At 30.2% G+C, this 18034-nt stretch carries 20 protein-coding genes and 1 other RNA gene; 8 read left to right on the plus strand and 13 right to left on the minus strand.

Annotated elements, in window-relative coordinates:
- Positions 1 to 15: 15 nt before the first annotated feature.
- Complete coding sequence (locus OEM44_03005) at positions 16 to 294, plus strand: acylphosphatase (protein MDH3515768.1); 279 nt, start codon at positions 16 to 18, stop codon at positions 292 to 294.
- Here the strand turns inward: OEM44_03005 and OEM44_03010 are convergent.
- The 4 genes from OEM44_03010 to OEM44_03025 form a co-directional block, all read right to left on the minus strand.
- Complete coding sequence (locus tag OEM44_03010) at positions 291 to 614, minus strand: DUF5655 domain-containing protein (protein ID MDH3515769.1); 324 nt, start codon at positions 612 to 614, stop codon at positions 291 to 293. The genes OEM44_03005 and OEM44_03010 overlap by 4 nt on opposite strands.
- Positions 615 to 655: 41 nt before the next feature.
- An RNA gene (gene ffs, locus OEM44_03015) (signal recognition particle sRNA) lies at positions 656 to 967 on the minus strand.
- A 34-nt stretch (positions 968 to 1001) separates the two neighbouring features.
- Positions 1002 to 1916, minus strand: coding sequence for a TIGR00269 family protein (locus OEM44_03020; protein ID MDH3515770.1), 915 nt, complete (start codon positions 1914 to 1916; stop codon positions 1002 to 1004).
- Positions 1917 to 2583: 667 nt separating this feature from the next.
- Positions 2584 to 3780 (minus strand): site-2 protease family protein, encoded by a 1197-nt coding sequence (locus OEM44_03025; GenBank protein MDH3515771.1) that lies wholly within the window; start codon positions 3778 to 3780, stop codon positions 2584 to 2586.
- Between the two features lie 43 nt (positions 3781 to 3823).
- On the opposite strand from OEM44_03025, the gene OEM44_03030 reads away from it, so the two are divergent.
- A complete protein-coding gene (locus OEM44_03030) occupies positions 3824 to 4135 on the plus strand; it encodes a divalent-cation tolerance protein CutA (protein MDH3515772.1) in 312 nt (103 codons plus the stop codon).
- On the opposite strand, the gene OEM44_03035 is transcribed toward OEM44_03030, so the two are convergent.
- The gene (locus tag OEM44_03035; GenBank protein ID MDH3515773.1) at positions 4132 to 5175 is read right to left on the minus strand and encodes an mRNA surveillance protein Pelota; all 1044 of its coding nucleotides are present in this window, start codon (positions 5173 to 5175) and stop codon (positions 4132 to 4134) included. The genes OEM44_03030 and OEM44_03035 overlap by 4 nt on opposite strands.
- A gap of 31 nt (positions 5176 to 5206) precedes the next feature.
- Positions 5207 to 5611: a hypothetical protein gene (locus tag OEM44_03040; GenBank protein MDH3515774.1), complete on the minus strand. Its 405-nt coding sequence runs from the start codon at positions 5609 to 5611 to the stop codon at positions 5207 to 5209.
- Positions 5612 to 5781: 170 nt separating this feature from the next.
- Between OEM44_03040 and OEM44_03045 the strand changes: the two genes are divergently transcribed.
- Positions 5782 to 6201 carry a secondary thiamine-phosphate synthase enzyme YjbQ gene (locus OEM44_03045; protein MDH3515775.1) on the plus strand — a complete coding sequence of 140 codons (420 nt, stop codon included), beginning with the start codon at positions 5782 to 5784 and terminating at the stop codon, positions 6199 to 6201.
- Here OEM44_03045 and OEM44_03050 read toward each other — a convergent pair whose 3' ends face one another.
- The 3 genes from OEM44_03050 to OEM44_03060 are packed head-to-tail and all read right to left on the minus strand — an operon-like array spanning position 6202 to position 7626.
- Entirely contained in the window at positions 6202 to 6366 is a 165-nt protein-coding gene (locus OEM44_03050; GenBank protein ID MDH3515776.1) for a hypothetical protein, read from the minus strand.
- Between the two features lie 41 nt (positions 6367 to 6407).
- Entirely contained in the window at positions 6408 to 6857 is a 450-nt protein-coding gene (locus OEM44_03055) for a metal-dependent transcriptional regulator (GenBank protein ID MDH3515777.1), read from the minus strand.
- A 1-nt stretch (position 6858) separates the two neighbouring features.
- On the minus strand, positions 6859 to 7626 hold the full coding sequence (locus tag OEM44_03060; GenBank protein ID MDH3515778.1) for a TrmB family transcriptional regulator: 768 nt from the start codon (positions 7624 to 7626) through the stop codon (positions 6859 to 6861).
- 117 nt (positions 7627 to 7743) lie between these two features.
- On the opposite strand from OEM44_03060, the gene OEM44_03065 reads away from it, so the two are divergent.
- Complete coding sequence (locus tag OEM44_03065) at positions 7744 to 9408, plus strand: radical SAM protein (GenBank protein MDH3515779.1); 1665 nt, start codon at positions 7744 to 7746, stop codon at positions 9406 to 9408.
- A 69-nt stretch (positions 9409 to 9477) separates the two neighbouring features.
- Positions 9478 to 11619: a hypothetical protein gene (locus tag OEM44_03070; GenBank protein MDH3515780.1), complete on the plus strand. Its 2142-nt coding sequence runs from the start codon at positions 9478 to 9480 to the stop codon at positions 11617 to 11619.
- A 25-nt stretch (positions 11620 to 11644) separates the two neighbouring features.
- On the opposite strand, the gene OEM44_03075 is transcribed toward OEM44_03070, so the two are convergent.
- Complete coding sequence (locus tag OEM44_03075) at positions 11645 to 12040, minus strand: hypothetical protein (protein ID MDH3515781.1); 396 nt, start codon at positions 12038 to 12040, stop codon at positions 11645 to 11647.
- Between the two features lie 131 nt (positions 12041 to 12171).
- Between OEM44_03075 and OEM44_03080 the strand changes: the two genes are divergently transcribed.
- Positions 12172 to 13380 carry an asparagine synthase C-terminal domain-containing protein gene (locus OEM44_03080; GenBank protein MDH3515782.1) on the plus strand — a complete coding sequence of 403 codons (1209 nt, stop codon included), beginning with the start codon at positions 12172 to 12174 and terminating at the stop codon, positions 13378 to 13380.
- A 37-nt stretch (positions 13381 to 13417) separates the two neighbouring features.
- On the opposite strand, the gene OEM44_03085 is transcribed toward OEM44_03080, so the two are convergent.
- The 3 genes from OEM44_03085 to OEM44_03095 form a co-directional block, all read right to left on the minus strand.
- Positions 13418 to 14272, minus strand: a complete 855-nt coding sequence (locus OEM44_03085; protein MDH3515783.1) for a glycosyltransferase family 2 protein — start codon at positions 14270 to 14272, stop codon at positions 13418 to 13420.
- 57 nt (positions 14273 to 14329) lie between these two features.
- Positions 14330 to 15070 carry a hypothetical protein gene (locus OEM44_03090; GenBank protein ID MDH3515784.1) on the minus strand — a complete coding sequence of 247 codons (741 nt, stop codon included), beginning with the start codon at positions 15068 to 15070 and terminating at the stop codon, positions 14330 to 14332.
- A 67-nt stretch (positions 15071 to 15137) separates the two neighbouring features.
- Positions 15138 to 16226 (minus strand): glycosyltransferase, encoded by a 1089-nt coding sequence (locus OEM44_03095; protein ID MDH3515785.1) that lies wholly within the window; start codon positions 16224 to 16226, stop codon positions 15138 to 15140.
- A gap of 132 nt (positions 16227 to 16358) precedes the next feature.
- Here OEM44_03095 and OEM44_03100 point away from each other — a divergent pair, with 132 nt between their 5' ends.
- Together OEM44_03100 and OEM44_03105 are read left to right on the plus strand one after the other, a co-directional pair.
- Complete coding sequence (locus OEM44_03100) at positions 16359 to 17129, plus strand: hypothetical protein (protein MDH3515786.1); 771 nt, start codon at positions 16359 to 16361, stop codon at positions 17127 to 17129.
- Positions 17116 to 18033 (plus strand): UDP-3-O-(3-hydroxymyristoyl)glucosamine N-acyltransferase, encoded by a 918-nt coding sequence (locus tag OEM44_03105; GenBank protein MDH3515787.1) that lies wholly within the window; start codon positions 17116 to 17118, stop codon positions 18031 to 18033. The genes OEM44_03100 and OEM44_03105 overlap by 14 nt, the downstream gene beginning before the upstream one ends.
- Position 18034: the final 1 nt, after the last annotated feature.

The raw sequence follows: 18034 nt of genomic DNA on the forward strand, positions 1-18034 counted from the left end.
GGAAAAATAACTTTAATGTCTAAACAGCGCATTAGACTTTTTGTGACTGGTAAAGTACAAGGTGTTTTTTTCCGTCAGACACTAAAAGTAATGGCCAAGAAAAATGATGTTTTTGGATGGGTTAAAAATCTCAAAGATGGTCGTGTTGAAGCTGTTTTAGAAGGAGATGAAGACAAAGTTAGCAGACTTGTTGAGTGGGCTCACGGAGGACCAGCTAATGCAAGAGTTGAGGATGTCAATATACGTAACGAGAAATTTACTAATGAATTTTCGACATTTGATGTTTTATATTAATGAATTTCTTCGAATGCATCTTTTATTGTTTGACTGAACTCTGAAATTTTTTGTTCTTTTTTGATCTGAATAATCTGTATTGGTTCCTTTCTACTTTTCTGAATTTTGATTATTACTCCATCTCTTTCAGGTTCTACATCTACAAACCATCTGAATGTTATTGATTTACAAAAAACAACTCTATGCATCCTTACATCTTCTACTACTTTATCATCTAACGAGAAGCAAAATTCTCTAATTGCATTAAAAAGTGGTAACACTGAAGTTGGGATCTGTTTCTTAAAATCCTCGTAACTTCTTTTGTTTCCAAATGAGATCATTTCTTCTACAAGTATGTAAATTTAATTTTGATTATAAATGGTAGTAGATCTGTTGGTTCCAGTCTAGACGAATAGCCCCATTTCAAGGCATACAAGATCCGCCACGTTGACGAGGAAGCGTGGATGCTCCACCTTAGGATTGTTCCCTCCCGGACCTCATCCCTTTCGATAGTTCGGTCTTAGAAGTTATTCCTTCGAATATTTCTAGTCCTGCAACCACCCGCCTCGGCGTGATTTCATTTCCGCACACCCAGCGGGAATTATCCATCTAGAGATTTACCCAACAGTTACTGATCTCTGCATATAGCCGGTTTCAGAATAGGGCACGGCTGGCACCCTGATCTTACCTACTACCATTTTTCTTTAGAAAGTATTGTTATATTTGCATTAGGTTTGATTTTCTTTTAGTTTTAAAATCATAGTACAAACTGAGCATACATTTCCGGTACACTCATTTCCACATCTTTTACATATTGTTTTTTGTTTGAAATCTGAATTCTTTACAATTTGAGATACTTTAAGAATTGACTGATACATATTATTTTTGATTCCACTATGCTGATTTTCCAATGAATTTAGAAATTCACGAATTTCCGTTCTGATTCCTTCATTCATGTGTGGACAAGGTTCAGATTGAAATGGCATGTCATTTGTAAATGCATAAAAAACTATTTCAGATTCGTATATCTCGCAAAATGGTTTTATTTTTCTTAAAGTATTTAAAGATGTGTCAGGATCCATCCAACCAATTTTTGTTATATCTCCTGAAAGCATGTTTATCACAAATGTTTGTAGTGTATCATCTAAATTATGACCTGTTGCAATCACATCTGCCCCAATATCTTTTGCTGCAAAGTCAATTGCTCTTCTTCTGAGTGTACCGCAAATTGAACATGATGAAGTTTTTTTATTATCTCTTAATTCTAATGTCTCATCAAGTGTCAATTCAAATAGATCTTTGTAGGCGTAAACTTTATGCTCTACATTTAATTCATTACAAAATTTTTCAACAATTTCTAATGCCTCATTTCTATATCCTGGAATACCCTCATCTATTGTGATTGCTTTAATTTTAAAATTATGAGTTGATGCCATTTCATTAATGATTTTTAGTAATGCTAAGGAATCCTTTCCGCCAGATACTGCAACTGCAACTAATTCATTATATTGAATCATGTTATATTTTGAGATAGTTTTAGCAGTTTTTCTTACTAATGAATTTGAGAAACATTTTGAACATAATTTTTCACCTGAATATTTTCTTGTATATACTGCGAGATTTTCACATCTATCACATTTCATAAATTTATGTATTTTTTTCCATTAATGATTCTTTAGTCTATTGATCAGTATATCATAATCCTTTAGAAAAATTGCAGATTCTACATTTTAAATAATTTATCACGTAAAAATTATTTTTTGGCTACTAAAATCCCTAAAGTGACAATCTGTATCAATAACTATAATATGATCATCATACTTTGCAACTACTTGATACTTTTTACCCATGTTCAACTACTCTCCTCAAATATCCACGTCAACCCCACCATATCTATTGCAATAACACTACTAGTTGGTGGGTTTTTGGCCTCACACTCAACCAGAGAAACTAATTTGTTTGGTATCTGGTCATGTTTGTATTGTATTACAGTTGACATGGCTTATGTTAGATGGCAGATTATATGTAAATACCCCTTGATTTGTGGCATGCCTTTATTTAGATACTGGATATGTTTTCTGGAAATAGGATTAACTAGCCGAGATATTTTAAAACCCATAATGGATTTTAAAAAATAAAGTTACAATACATAAAGAGAATATTGCAAAAGACCAAGTAATACTAGCTGAGTTTGTAAATAGTAATTCTTAGCCTGAAGACTTAGAATTGCCTCTAAATTTCCATAAAATTTAAAATTAATTATTTTACACTTGAGTATGTATAACGAACTAAGCTACCTTTATGTATTTTCTATATTGTAAACCATCCGGATTTCAAATATGACAGTGCAATATTAAGACCGAACAAGGCAAAGGTACCTGCATAAATTCCCCACATTACAATATTGATTGTTTTATCTGAAGCTCTTTTATCAATAATAGTATGAATGAATTTCCCACCATCTAATATTGGTAAAGGAAGCATATTGATTATTCCTATAAAAAATGAAATCATCCATAGCCATAGCAAAAACATTGAAACATTTGGATCATTCCACTCAATGAAATTCATCACAGGTTTGTATGCAAAAGAGTTATCTCTCATTATTCCTATCAACCCTCTCTCAGGATCTTCAGGAGATGGCATTACTTCTAGACCAAATTCTAATGTTTGACCGTCTCTAAGAACGGTAACACTTGCAGTTTCTCCCGGATTCAAACTGGGAAAATCAACAGGGCTGTGAATCGGTATCCCGTTAATTGAAGTAATGATGTCATTTGCAAGTAATCCTGCTTGCTCAGCTCCTGAGTTTTCTATGATTGATAATATCAAAACTCCTTGAGGTAATTCATAGAATATACTTAGGAGAGGTTCAGGTAATACCATGGCAAAAAATGGATTTGTTAATAGAATGGCACCCAACACAAATGCAAAAATTACATTTGATGTTGCCCCTGCACCAATAACTCTTAATTTTGAAATTTTTTTGGCTTTTTCAAATTCTTCTTCATCAGGCTCTACAAATCCTGCAAACATTGCAATAAATATCGCAAAGCCTCCAGTCTTAATCTTTATTTTTTCCAGAGCAGCTACAATTCCATGTGCTCCTTCATGCACAACTAATACTATTGGAATTGAAAGTAAAAAATATGCAATTGATGATGCAGAAGTCAATGTAACTCCTGGGATAAGTACAGTTAATGCTTGAAAATCAGTTTGTGCTACAAAAAAGTTTGAGACGTTATTTAACAAAAACCAAAAAGCAAAACCCATCATTAAGAAACCTGCAATTACACTTGTATCAGCAAAAACCCTGATACCCCTTTTTGTTCTCCCTAGGATTTTTAATAGAGCTGAATTAATTCCCTTGTTTTTGTATACCAGACTATAGGATTTTATCTCAAAACCATACTTTTCTAGTTTAAGAGCTTTTGCAATTACAACTATTATTACCCAAGCTATTAAGACATAGATTATCGAATTTTGAGTAATAAAATCAAGTTCCAAACTAATTGTTAATTTTTTAAAGTACGGACATTTATCGGTTACTATGAAACCCGTGATAATTATCTCGACATATCCTAACAAAAAATCAATTTTAAAAATTGCAAATAACCTTGTAAAAAGTAAGTTAGTAGCATGTGTTAATATTTCAAAAATCTCTTCAGTTTATTCTTGGAATGATAAAATAGAAAATACATCTGAATATCTTGCAATATTCAAATCCATTACAAAAAATAAAACTCTTCTAAAAAAGAAAATTAAAGAAACTCATCCATATAATATCCCTGAAATTGCAGAAATCGATGTTACTTCTATTAACAAGCCATATATGAATTGGTTAATAGAATCCACCAACTAATGTTCTATAGAATATCGCAACAATGAAACTATTCCACCTAAACCCGTAACTCTTAGCCCTATATCTGTAGACGAATCAACACTGTAAATTTTCACACCTTTACTTTCAGCGTCATTTAGAAAGTCAATAATTTGTTGTTCATCATTATCTTGAATAGCTTTATCTGAAAATACTAGGGATTCAACTGCTCCAATTTGATTTGCATTAAAAGTTTCATTATATCCCATTGAAAATTTTCGACTCTTTTTATTTGCAAGAATCATTATTTCATCTATAATTGATGCAACCTTTGATAATTTACTATCTGACATTATTTCATGCATTGCTTGAGATTTTGTAAATGTATAAATCCCATCTTCTCCACCAGAATCAATCCCTTCTACAACTTGAATCTTATATTTTTGTGATTTTTGAAGAAAATTTGCAAATCGTTTTTTTGTTTCACCAGGACCAAAAATTACTATTATATCCCCTTCTCTAAAAATAGAAGATATTGCTTGTTGGGTTTGCTCAAAAAATTTCTCAATATTAAAACTAGTTTTGTATCTTTTTCCGCCAGAACCAGAATAAATATTTGGCATAAATTCTAAATGAGTTCCTCGTAACCTTGCAATTCCACAATCAGCTGTATCAATAGCTACAAGAACAAAACTAACTTGATTGTTAGATGACTCTAAAAGTTCTTTTTCTATTAGTAACCATTTTTTCTTTGAAATTGTAATTCCGTCATTTATTTTTAAAATAAATGAATGGTGTGATCCATGTGGTACTGATTCATTACTTGATTCAGAAATTGTTCCACCAACCCTCAGTCTATCTAACACACCATCTAATGAAATTTTTTCTACTACTAATGCAATTCTTATTTTGATTCTTTCACCTTTATCAGGTCTTGAATAATCCTTTTCTTGTTTTAGCACCCTTGTTGTATCGCCAATTACTTTATCATTTTCCTTAATTATGCGACGTAAATTCAAGAGATCTTCTGAATCTTCTGGAATGACAGAAATTGAATTATCATCTATAATCTTTGTAATCATGATATGCTAAATCCTATAAGAAGAAAAAAATTTAGCTTGTTTTTGCTTCCTCAGATTTTTTCTTTAGATAGTTTTCAACCCAATCTAAAGTAAGAACACCTGATTCGGAGAGATTTGTAAGAGAGTTTGCAGATGCTTCTCCAGTGACTTTACCGTTATTTCTTCTAATTTGACGCCATTTTAGTGCCGTATTTCCACTTTTTGAATTATAAATTATTCCAAGAACATCCCTTGCATTAACAAATGTAATGTCTCTAATCTTTTTCAAAGTCACTTTATCAGCCGCTTCTACATAAATTGCACCTAGATCATCTCCTCTTTCTGCAAACACTTCAAAATCTTCCAAATAACTCCGTGGCGCATAAGATTTACATGTACTTGAAATGATGAATCTTCTAAAATTTTCCAATGAAGCTGGTGTGTCAATTGTGACCATTTTGAATGATTAAACTAATAGCCATTTATCAAGCTTCTTGAAAGACTCAATAGGAATCTGACTAAAATATGGCTTGCAGGCTGTGATGAATATATCCCTTTGATTGATGATGAGGATCTTGAGTTCTGAGCCTGTCTTAGTTTTTAATGGATGATTCTCATTGAAAAACTATGAAATCCCTAACAGAATATCTAACATTTGAAGTTAAAACACGAAGAGCCTTTGTAAATATCACAGAACATGTAAGTAAATTAGTTACAAAAAGCAAAATCCAAGAGGGTCTTTGCCTTGTAAATGCAATGCATATCACTGCTAGTGTTTTCATTAATGACAACGAAGGTGGTTTACTTCATGATTATGAAAAATGGTTAGAAGGTTTGGCACCACATGAACCAACTAGTAAGTATGAACACAACAAAACTGGTGAGGACAATGCAGATGCTCATCTAAAACGACAAGTTATGGGGAGAGAAGTAGTTATTGCAATTACAAATGGCAAGTTAGATTTTGGACCATGGGAACAAATTTTCTACGGGGAATTTGATGGTAAAAGATCAAAAAGAGTTTTAGTTAAAATAATTGGAGAATAGTTATCCAAAATCTGCATCACGTTTTTGACTTTGTGATTCATTTCTTCTTGCAGAAGCTCTAAATTCTTCATCATGATTTTGAGGTCCATGTCCACATGTTACACATGCAATCTTGAATCCGTCATCATTTTTTTCATATGTTTCACAGCCACAAAAACATGCCATGATCAAATATAATTTCTAAGAAGATATAACTTTTGGGATGGTTATCCTGATTTACAGCATTGACCAATTGGAATTTCATGATCATGTGGACATTTTCTTGGATGCTTTAACATTGTACAAAGAGCATCTGTAAACTGTTTGTTCATATGATGCTCTATACCACAAACCATTTCTTCATCTATCTCTACTTTTAATGCACTATCCATTAGTACTTCTAATAATCTACTGTTTCTCATCATACTTGCACCTATTCGTTCACCATCTTCTGTAAGTTTAACTCCTGCTTTGTTGTAATTTACTAAATTTTTATTGTTTAATTTTTTTAGCATCTGAACAACACTAGGTTGTCTAACATTGAGCATTTTTGCAATTGTACTAATTTTAACATCTTCTCCTTTTTCTTTGATATGCCAAATTGCTTTTAGATACATCTCCACATGTTCTGCTTCAGCAGTTCCTACAAAGAGAGTCTCTTCATCTATACTGTCCATATTATACCTTCTTTGAATCTTTTAATAAATATTCGAAGTATTGACGTGCAAATCCTGCTAATCCTGCATGATCTGCCCAAATTGCAACAACTTCAGAAGTATTCACACCACCAATTTCTGGACCTAATAAAATTACTACATATCTTTTGTCAGATATTATCCCTCCACCAAACAAGCCTTTTTTGATTGTTACAGTTGCCACTCTTTTAATTGCCTTGATTGACTCTTTATCCATTTTATCTGATGTGAGTATTGTAATGTTAACTCCTTTATCATGCAATGATCTTAATTTTGGTAATGCCTGTTTTACTAGATCCACTCCTGCTTCAGGTAATGCAATCATTACTTCATTCCTGCAAATCTCTACCATTTCTAAAATTTTTGCAGCAATATTCACTGCACCAGAAAGTACCCAAATATCTGGTCTTTCACTAGTCCCACTTTTTTCATATAGTGGAACCAACTCATTTAAAATCACATTTTGATTAATCGAAAAATCGTTCTCCATTTTTTGTTTTGTAGTTTCTAGTCCTGTAGATGGTGATTTTGGAAAGTATTTTGTTGGTCTAGAATCATCAGAACCAATCCAACCTTTATCTTCAAGAGTTCCCAACACTTCGTAAATTTTTGAGTATGGCACTCCTGATCTTTGACTAAGATCTGATGCAGTTAATTCTCCTGATTTAAGTAGAGTAGAGAATGTCCTGATCTCATAACTTGTTAGGCCAATTTTTTCTAAGGCTTTTCTTGTATTATCAGATATACTCATATGCGATCTAGTCGATCAGTTTTCGTATTTAAATCAGGTATGCCTGATTACTAAATTCCACCCTAGGCATAGTATGAAATGCATTATATATCATCTCAGAAAAATGATAATTGTAGTATGGCACTAATTCAAATATCAAATCAATCAAGTAAAAATTTAGGAAAAAAGTCCACAATTAGATTCACTCAAAGTATATGCCCTGACTGTAACATGATTTTGGATGCAGAGGTCTTTGAGAGAGATAATAAGGTCTTCATGTCTAAAGTATGCCCAACTCACGGTGAATGTGAGGAGTTGTATTTTGGCTCTTATGAAATGTATAAAAAATTCAGTACATATTGGATGGATGGTAAAGGTGCTCATTCTCCAAATGTAATGATTGACAAGTGTTCATGTCCAAATAACTGTGGATTATGTTCAAACCACCTGTCTCACAGCGGATTAGCAAACATGATCGTAACTAACAGATGTGATTTAACATGCTGGTATTGCTTTTTCTATGTAAAGAAAGGCCTAGAAGGTGCTTACATGTATGAGCCAGATCATACACAAGTTAGAGCAATGATGAAAACACTAAGAGCTGAAAGACCAATTCCAGGAAACTCTATGCAGATTACTGGTGGTGAACCAATGCTTAGAGAAGACATTGCTGATGTTATTAAAATAATGAAAGAAGAAGGTGTAGACCACATCCAAATGAATACCAATGGAATCCGACATGCAATGGATCCAGAAGCTGCAAGAGAAGTAAGATTAGCAGGATGTAACAACTTGTATCTATCTTTTGATGGTGTAACTGCAAGAACCAATCCAAAGAATCACTGGGAGATTCCATATGCACTTGATAGTTGCAGAAAAACTGGAACTACTGTAGTATTCGTTCCAACAGTGATCAAATCAATTAATGATCATGAATTGGGTGGAATTATTAGATATGCACAAAAGAATATGGATGTAGTTCATGCTGTGAACTTTCAACCAGTATCACTAACTGGAAGAATGGGTAAAGGAGAACGTGAAAAATATAGAATCACAGTTCCTGACTGTGTTCAAAGAATTGAAGAGCAAACAAACGGTGAAGTAACCGTTGATGACTGGTTCCCAGTCCCAAGTTGCATGCCACTGACTAATGTAATTGAAGCATTCTCAAGCAAACCTAAATACGAATTGTCGATTCACTTTGCTTGTGGTGCAGGAACATACATCTTTGAAGATGCAGATACAAAGAAGTTTGTTCCATTAACAAAATTTTGTGATATTCAAGGGATGTTGGAATTATTTGAAGATAAAGCAGAAGAGATTCGTTCTGGTAAAAACAAGTACTTTACAATGCTTGAAGTTGTAAGAAAACTTAAGGGCTTTGTTGACACAAAGAAACAACCAGCAGGATTAGATCTAGCAAAAATGTTTGGAAATATTCTCATGAAGAGATCATTTGATTCAGTTGGTTCATGGCATGTCAAAGGATTATTCCTTGGTATGATGCACTTTCAAGATAAATACAACGAAGATTTGGAAAGACTTCAAAGATGTGATATTCACTATCTTACTCCAGACCTCAGAATAGTTCCATTTTGTGCATTCAATGTAATTCCAGAATGGTATAGAGATAGAATCCAAAAGAAATATTCGATTACTGTAGAGGAATGGGAAGAACGAGAAGGCGTTAAATTAGAAGATGGTCTATACAGAGGTCTTATGAGACGCGGTGCAGGTGATGAACTTGCAGCTGGCTGTGCAAAGAGTCAGATGTTTCATGATGCCGCACAAGCAACAATGTAAATCTAATTTTTAAAAAATTTATTATTTTTTTTCAAAAGAATAATAACCATTTAGTTTCAAACGAATTTGTTGATTCTACAATCTCAATTATTTAAAATAAAATTTTTTGATTTTGAGGTAAGGCATCTACTAATAATTGGAATATTAATTCTAGCATTTTCTATCTCTTTTCTAATTCGCTATCAACCTGCGGAATATGGATTTGAACTAAATGAATTTGATCCTTTTTTTAATTTCCGTGCTACACAATTTATTGTAGAAAATGGTATTTCTGAATATTTCCAGTGGCACGATGATTTGAGCTGGTATCCAGAAGGGCGTAATGTATCAGCAAGTTCACAAGTAATGTTACATACAACAGCAGCTATAACTTATGAAATTTTTGGTGGCAATTTATCATTATATGATTTTACAATTTTATTTCCTGTGGTTATTGGCTCACTAACGGTAGTGGTAATTTTTGCACTAGTTAGAGTCTTAAGTGGAACTACAGCAGGTCTCTTTGCAGCGTTACTATTTTCCGTCTCATTACCAATCATCTTGAGAGGAACATTAGGATGGTTCAAATCAGAACCACTGGGAATATTTTATGGATTATTGGGACTCTATTTCTTTTTGAGTGGCATAAAGTCTAAAAATAAAAAGATTGCAATTTTGAAAGTTATTTCTGGAGGAATATTGATGAGTTTTGGGTTGGCATCTTGGGGAGGAATCCAATTTTTAATTATACCTGTTGGATTATTTATTTTAGCTTTACCTTTTGTTAGAAAAGATCATAAATTTTTAATTTGGAGTATTCCGTTATTCACTGCAACATTTCTCTTAGTGACAAGTATGTTTGAGAGGCCTGGTTTAAATTTTGTATTTGGTTTAGGTGGATTTGCATTAATTGTTCCAAATCTTTTCCTAGTTGTATGTATTTTTGTACAAAAAATGAGTAAAGAAGAAAATAAACTAAAAAATGGATTGCTTTTATTGATCTCTGTAATTTTAGTGGGTTCCTTTTTAATAACTATAAATGCAGAATCAAATTTTTTACCATTACCTTCATATCGTTATCTTAATGCAATTAATCCATTTTTAACAACAACAAACCCACTAGTTGACTCAGTTTCTGAGCATGCTACCACAGCTATAGAACAATCATTTCTATTTCACTCTGTTTTAATGATATTTTCTGGTATTGGTATTTGGTTTATCATATCAAAAAATATCACAAATATTGGATCTTTCCTAAAAAATGACTCGATAACATTTGTGTTGATTTTTGCAATAACAGGAGTTTATGTTAGTTCTGCCTTTGTAAGATTGGAAGTATTTGCATCAATCTCAATAATACTTCTTTCTTCAATAGGATTATCTATTCTTACAAAAGAATCTTTTAAGAAAAATACAACTACTGTTTCTAAATTTACAAAACCTATACAAATTCTTTATTTTGTCGGAATTATAATTATTCTCATGGTTCCGTTAGTGTTACCTGCTAATGGCAACTGGATTACACTCTCTGATGTCCCACCAACAATTTTGACTGGTGGTACTCAATTCCAAGTGGCAACAGATGATTGGAAAGATTCTCTAGAGTGGATTAAGTTAAATACGCCAAAAGACTCTGTCGTGGCTGCATGGTGGGATTATGGCTATTGGATAACTACGCTCTCTGAAAGATCCACACTAGCAGATAATGCAACAATAGATACAAAACGAATACAAAACATTGCAAAATCTTTCCTAGCTACGCCTGATGAAAGTTGGCATATGCTAAATGAAATGGGAGCTGATTATATTGTTATGTTCATTGCAGGTGAAAAATTAAATGTAGATCATGAAGGAATGCCACTTTACATATTAGGCGGAGGTGGAGATGAATCTAAAAAACAATGGTTTATGAGAATTGCAGAAGAACCGGTGGAAAAATATGTCCATGTAGATGGTATTAGTGGAACCGATTATTTTTGGAATGAAACATTGCTTGGTAAAATGATTCCTTTTACTATTCTAGCTTATCATAATTTCCAAACTCAACAACAATCTGAAATATTTTTACCTGGATTTACAGAAATTCTTACTCCTGAAATAAAATATCTTGCTGATGGAGATGGCCCTTTCAAATTTGTTTATGCGTCACCAAGTGTAATTAATGCAAAAAATGGTCCTATGATTGGTGTATTTGTTTATGAAGTAAACAAAGATTATGCTTCAGAAAAATAGTTCAAAAATCAATTATGTTAAGAAATTAATTACTTTGACCTTGACCTGATTCAATTTTTTTAAGCATTTTTCGTAATTCTTGAATTTCTTCCTTTGTTGCTGTTCCCATTTGAATGTCAATAATTGTTCCTAAAACTCTACAAAACAACGGACTTTGTTTTAATGATACATCTGCCTCAATTTTTAATTGTGTTTTTCTATGCCAAGCACCTATTCCAATTGCTATAGGGATATATAATAAAATAAAAACCACTACAAAAATCCATAAACTAGAAAAAATCTCATTTAATTCTGGAATTTGTTCTATTAATAACCTGTAAAAAATTAAAATAAAGTTTGCAAATGATAGAGCAAAAATCAAATAATAACTATGACCCTGTCTAAAGTCAAACCATCGTCGTCTAATGAAATTTTTATCCAACAAAAAATTAATACTAATTACAATGTTAATAATAGAGTGTAAATTTTTTTTACGTATATATGAAAATATACTAGTTTTTGAATATATGAATTATAATATAAGTAGAAAATGATTATTTTTTAATCATGCAAATGGATGAATTACAAATAGAAAAAATAACAAATATTCTTACATTACGATATAGTCCCTCTAAAAATTTCTTTTTGCCTAAAATGAAACCTTCAGATTTTAATTCTAAATTAAATATTGATCATACATCACAAGTTGAATTTCTTCTAAAAAATTCTATAACTCAATTCATTAACAAAAAAAACCCAAAAAATATCTGTATAGCTTTAAGCGGTGGAATTGATTCTATAACTGTTTTATCTCTAGTTAAAGAATTATTTCCAGAATTAATTATTAATGCAATTAGTTTTGGTTTTGATGAAAATGATTATGATGTAGAAAAAGCAAAAGAAATTTCTCAAAAATTTGATATTGGTTTCGAATCAGTCATTTTTACTAACTTTATGAATAATTTACCTGAACAAATTTCAATAATTCAAGAACCTAAAATTAATTATTATTGGTATGCTGTAGCAAAAAAAGCCAAGGAAAAATCTAATTTTTTATTAACAGGGGATGGATCTGATGAAATATTTGGAGGTTATACTTTTAGATATTCAAAATTTCTTGAAATTATGCAAAACTCTTTTTCTTGGAAAGAAAGAGTAAAATCATATTTAGAATGTCATAATCGAGATTGGGTACCTGATCAAGAAAAAATATTTGGTAAAAAATTAAATTTCTCATGGGAAAAAATTTACAAAATTTTTAAACCATATTTTAATAATAAATTAACTCCATTAGAACAAGTTTTTCTTGCAGATTATATGGGGAAACTAATGTTTGATTGGATGCCTTCTTATTCAAAAATTTATTCTTATCTTGATTTAGAAGGATTTTCACCAATGCTTGATTCTGATTTAATTCAATATTCTAGTTCTATTCCAATAGAAAAAAAATTTGACAAAAAAACTAATATGGGAAAATTAATTCTGAGAGAAATTTTAAACAATAAAAATATCTCTCTTGATTCAACCAAAAAAGGATTCACTCCAAATTTTTCTTCTTTTTGGAATATTTATGGAAAAGAAATAACTTCAAGTTATCTACGTGACGCTAGAATTATTAGAGATAACTGGGTTTCACAAAACTGGGTAAATTCTGCATTAAAAATTATTGATGAAACAAATGACATCCGTTATATTAATAAATTACTTCATGTAATCTCTTTTGAAATTTGGTATAGATTATTTATTACAAAAGAGATGGTTTCAACAGATAAGCTACTTTAATCATCTCAAGTTTTGAATTATTGACTATTTCTAATATTTATGAATATGATTTCTTTTGGAAATTATAAAAAATATTTGTTTTGAGAAATTTAATAATTAGTTGTTTTTGATAGTCACGAATATCATTTCTTATTTCTTTAGGAAATGAAGAAAAATATCCACTCTTAGCAGGTTTGTATGTTAAATATTTCCAAAACATATTGAATACACCTTTGTGATGAATTGCTTTATTTTTCAATAATTCCATACAACATCTACCTATAACAAAAAGTGGATGATATCCTAATGCTTTCATTCCTCTGCCGAATTCTTCAAAATTATGCCCATGACCCAATTCTTCTCTATGTTCTAACAATGCATTCTTGAATACTCGAATTTCATATCCTTGTAATAAGGCTCTGTAAAGTATTTCTGATTCATATCCCATAATTTCATAGTATTTGTCATAATTTTTGAAAAAGAATGACTGTTTAACCAATCTGCCTCCTCCATGAGGAACTTTTGTTTTAAATGGAATATGATCACCTGAACAAATTACTAATTTTGGATTTTTTTCAAATTCATTTATTAATTTTTTGACATAGTCATTTTCATAAACTACATCACCTGCGCCAATCATATGAAAATCATAATCTTTTGTTAAACACATATTCCATAATGTTGGAATTCTAGAATAATCTCTAGTTTTACTGTCTGTATGAATCACATTAATTAATTCTGGATTTTGTTTTTTATAATTATCCAAAATCTGACCTGTTTTATCTGACGAACCGTCATTGACAACACAAATTTTTTTGGGTTTGTGTGATTGATTAATTACACTTTCCATAACATCTGAAATAGAATCTTCAGAATCTCTAACACAAAAAAAATGATAATATGTTTTTTCCATATTTTAATTAGATCATCACATAATAAAAAATAACATATCTAATTTTGGTCATATTTATTATAACATTATCTTTTGATAGTATTTTTTTAATAATGCTTTATGATGCATTATTTCCATATCTATTTTTTTTTCCTCATCTTTTTTTAATTCTTTAAATGCAAGATCTGTTGATTTATAGTCATTAACCCACCAAATAGGATGAGTGAGGATCTGTAATTTTTCATGTTTATTGATATGTTTACACATACATCCTTCTCGCCAATAACGACCACTATCACTAATGTATTTTGTTTGTTTTAGGATTTCAGGATCTCTTGAATCAATAAACCCTTCATTTTTTAAATTTATAAAAATTTCTCTTGTTTCTGATGGAACATGCTGTGAAACAGAAAAAATTTTTTTTTGAATTATGAGTTCTAACATTTCAATTTCCTTTTTTATAATATGAATTTCTTCTTTAGATGATTCTGGAAAAAAATCTGTATCATAGTGTAATCCAATCTCATGTCCCAAATCTGATATTTCTTTGATTATTTTTGTATTTGACTTTGAAAGTGCATTGTAATAGCTACTATGTAATAAAATGAAATATGTAGCTCTTAAACCATGTTCCTTTTCCAACTTTGCCATCTTTAACGCATAATCTAATGAAATATCGACATCATGACGTAAAATTAAAAATTTTTTATATTGTTTGAGTTTATTATATTCTCCAACAGTACCAATAAAATATTCTTGTTTTAATAAAGTTAAAACTTCAAAATAATGTTTACAACTGAATTCACAATCCAAATTCATAGTTTGGATATTTTAAATAACTATTAGTATATTAGCATATCAAAGCCAAATTTATTATAAAAATAAGTTATGAAATTTTATTTACATTTCCTCCATCGATAATTTTTTTATAAATTGAAATACTTTTGAAAATAATGCTTTTTGGAGAATGATGCTTAACTACCCATTCTCTTCCTCTTTTCCCTATATTTTTTCTGAATTCTTTATCTTTTAAAACCTGTAAATTCTTCAAAATATCTTTGTGATTTTTGCAATGCAATACTGGTGGATCTTCATCATGTAAATTTTCATAGATATCTGGAGGGCAATTTACCAAAAGTGGTTTACCACATGCTAATGATTCACAACCAATACCTCCCAATCCAGATAAAATAAATTGATCAGCTATTATGTCAGCATGGATATATTGCCATCTTAATTCTTCATAATTTAAAGGGCCTTTGATGAATTTAACATTATTTTTTAATCTCAATCTTTCAACAAGCCTATGTGTATTTTCTGAATCAACACCTCTATCAATAATTGTCAAAATAGAATCCGGTGAATTTTTTATAAATTCTGCAAAAGCTTCAATTAAAATATTATTTCCCTTAAATTTAAAATTAAGATTTGTAGGATGAAAAATTGTCAAAGTTGAGTTGTTATTCAAATTTGAATCATCTGGTTTAAAATAATCTGTATCCCACATGATTGGAACAAAAATACCTGTATGAATATTTAATTTTTGTAATAAAACCTTGTCTGGTGGCGTAGTGAAAAATATTGTTTTAGGTTTTCTTAGTGCTCTTTTCATTAATATGCCTCTAAGTGAATTAGAAAATGCTATTTCACTTAGGTCGCTTCCTACAATTTGAGGAACATACTTTTTTCTTGAAATATATGCAAAAATTGTAAAATCATATTGAGATTGTATTAGATCATATTTTTTATCCTGCATAATCTTTAGAATTCTTCTTTTCCAACCTGATTTACCTTGCTGATAAAATTTTATCCAATCAGGATATTTCCCGTTCAAACTAGAATCAGTTTTTAATGGATCATACACACTAGGTGGATTTGACTCCATTAGCAAATCTGCAGAGATACCTATTTTTTGTAAATACTTACAATTTAGATAACCTACATTAGCAATATTCCCTGCAAATAAAATTTTCATACTTTTTTAAGCTATCAATTTAAATTTAAATCAGTCATTATCTTAACTTTTGTTAAAAATAAATAATTTTATTACTAGTTTTTTGTAATGCATTTAAAATATAACTAAAATTAAAATTTAATAGTGAAAAAAATGGAAATATTAAAAAATTGTAGTTTTTCCTTAGATCATTATTTTGAAGTTTTAACTTTATTAAAACAAGAATATTTTATTGGTACTGTTGGAGAATATAATAAACTCAAACAATATAAAAATTTTTTAATTTTACGTCATGATGTCGATATTTCATTAGATTATGCGTTAAAGATGGCAAAGTTGGAAAAGGAACATGGTTTAAGAGCTACATATTTCATTTTATTACATAGTAGCTATTACAATGCACTTTCAAAGTCAAATACAAAAATAATCAAAGAAATATCAGATTTGGGACATGAGATTGGATTACACTATGATACAGATTTTTTTCCAGAATCATCTAAAGAAGAAATTCATATTATAAAAAAGGAAATTGAAATGTTAGAACTCATAATTCAAAAAAAAATTTTTTCTGTTTCACAGCATGTTCCATCAGAAACAAGAGAAATTTTTATAAATTTAAAAAATGAAGGGTTTATTGATTCAAGAGATCCTGAAATCCTAAAACAAACAAAATACATTAGTGATAGTGGTCGTTATTGGCGAGAAGGATGTATGTGTAAACATATCAATAAACATGAAAAATTACAGATCCTCACTCATCCTATTTGGTGGGTTAATAAATTTGATACACGTAAAGATGTATTATTAGAATTTGAAAAAAATGAGATAGAAAAAATTGATTTAAAAATTAATGAATATAAAGAAATGGTTAATAGATTATTAATTAAATTAAAAGCACCCAGTGATGAATTTGAAAAAATGTGAAATCACAGTTTCTCAAATAGTATCTTTTTTAGGAAATAATAAAAAATTAAAAATTTTAAATCCAAAAGAAAAAATTAAAAATTTTGAATCAATCATAAATGCAAAAAAATCATATATGACCTTTTGTTCTATATTAGAAGAAAAAGGTATAAAATTAATTACTAATTCAAAAGCAACTTTGATTATTTGTCATGAAAGTTTGGCAAATCAGGATTCAAATTTAAAATCTAATATTATCTATGTAAAAAACCCAAGATTAGATTTTATTAAATGTCTTAAGAAATTTTTTAATGATGAACAAATTATGAAGGGTATTCATTCAACTGCGATTTTGAAGACAAAAGATATTGGAAAGAATGTTTACATTGGACCATATGTTCAAGTTGGAAAAAATGTTTCAATAGGTGCTAATACCATTATCTATGGAAATGTTGTAATTTATGATAATGTAATAATTGGTAAAAATGTCATAATTGATTCAAATACAGTACTTGGAACAGATGGATTTGGTTTTGAAAGGAATAAATTAAAAAAATTAGAAAAATTCCCTCATTTTGGAGGAATAGTAATTGGCAATGATGTAGAAATTGGTTCAAATGTTTCAATAGATCGAGGAACAATAGATGATACTATAATAGGAGCTGGAAGTAAGATTGACAATCTTGTTCATATTGCACATAATGTTAAGATTGGAAAGAATTGTTTAATTATAGCAAATTCCTTAATTGCAGGAAGTTGCATTCTCGAAGATAATGTTCACATTGCAATGTCTGCAACTATTAGAGAAGGAACAAAAATTGGCAAAAATGCCTTTGTTGGAATGGGTTCTGTTGTAACAAAGAATGTTCCGCCAAATCAAACTGTTTATGGAAATCCTGCACGTTCCATCAACTTTATAAAATAAT

This window comes from Nitrosopumilus sp. (assembly GCA_029862745.1).
In the GTDB taxonomy this organism is placed as follows: Archaea; Thermoproteota; Nitrososphaeria; order Nitrososphaerales; family Nitrosopumilaceae; genus Nitrosopumilus.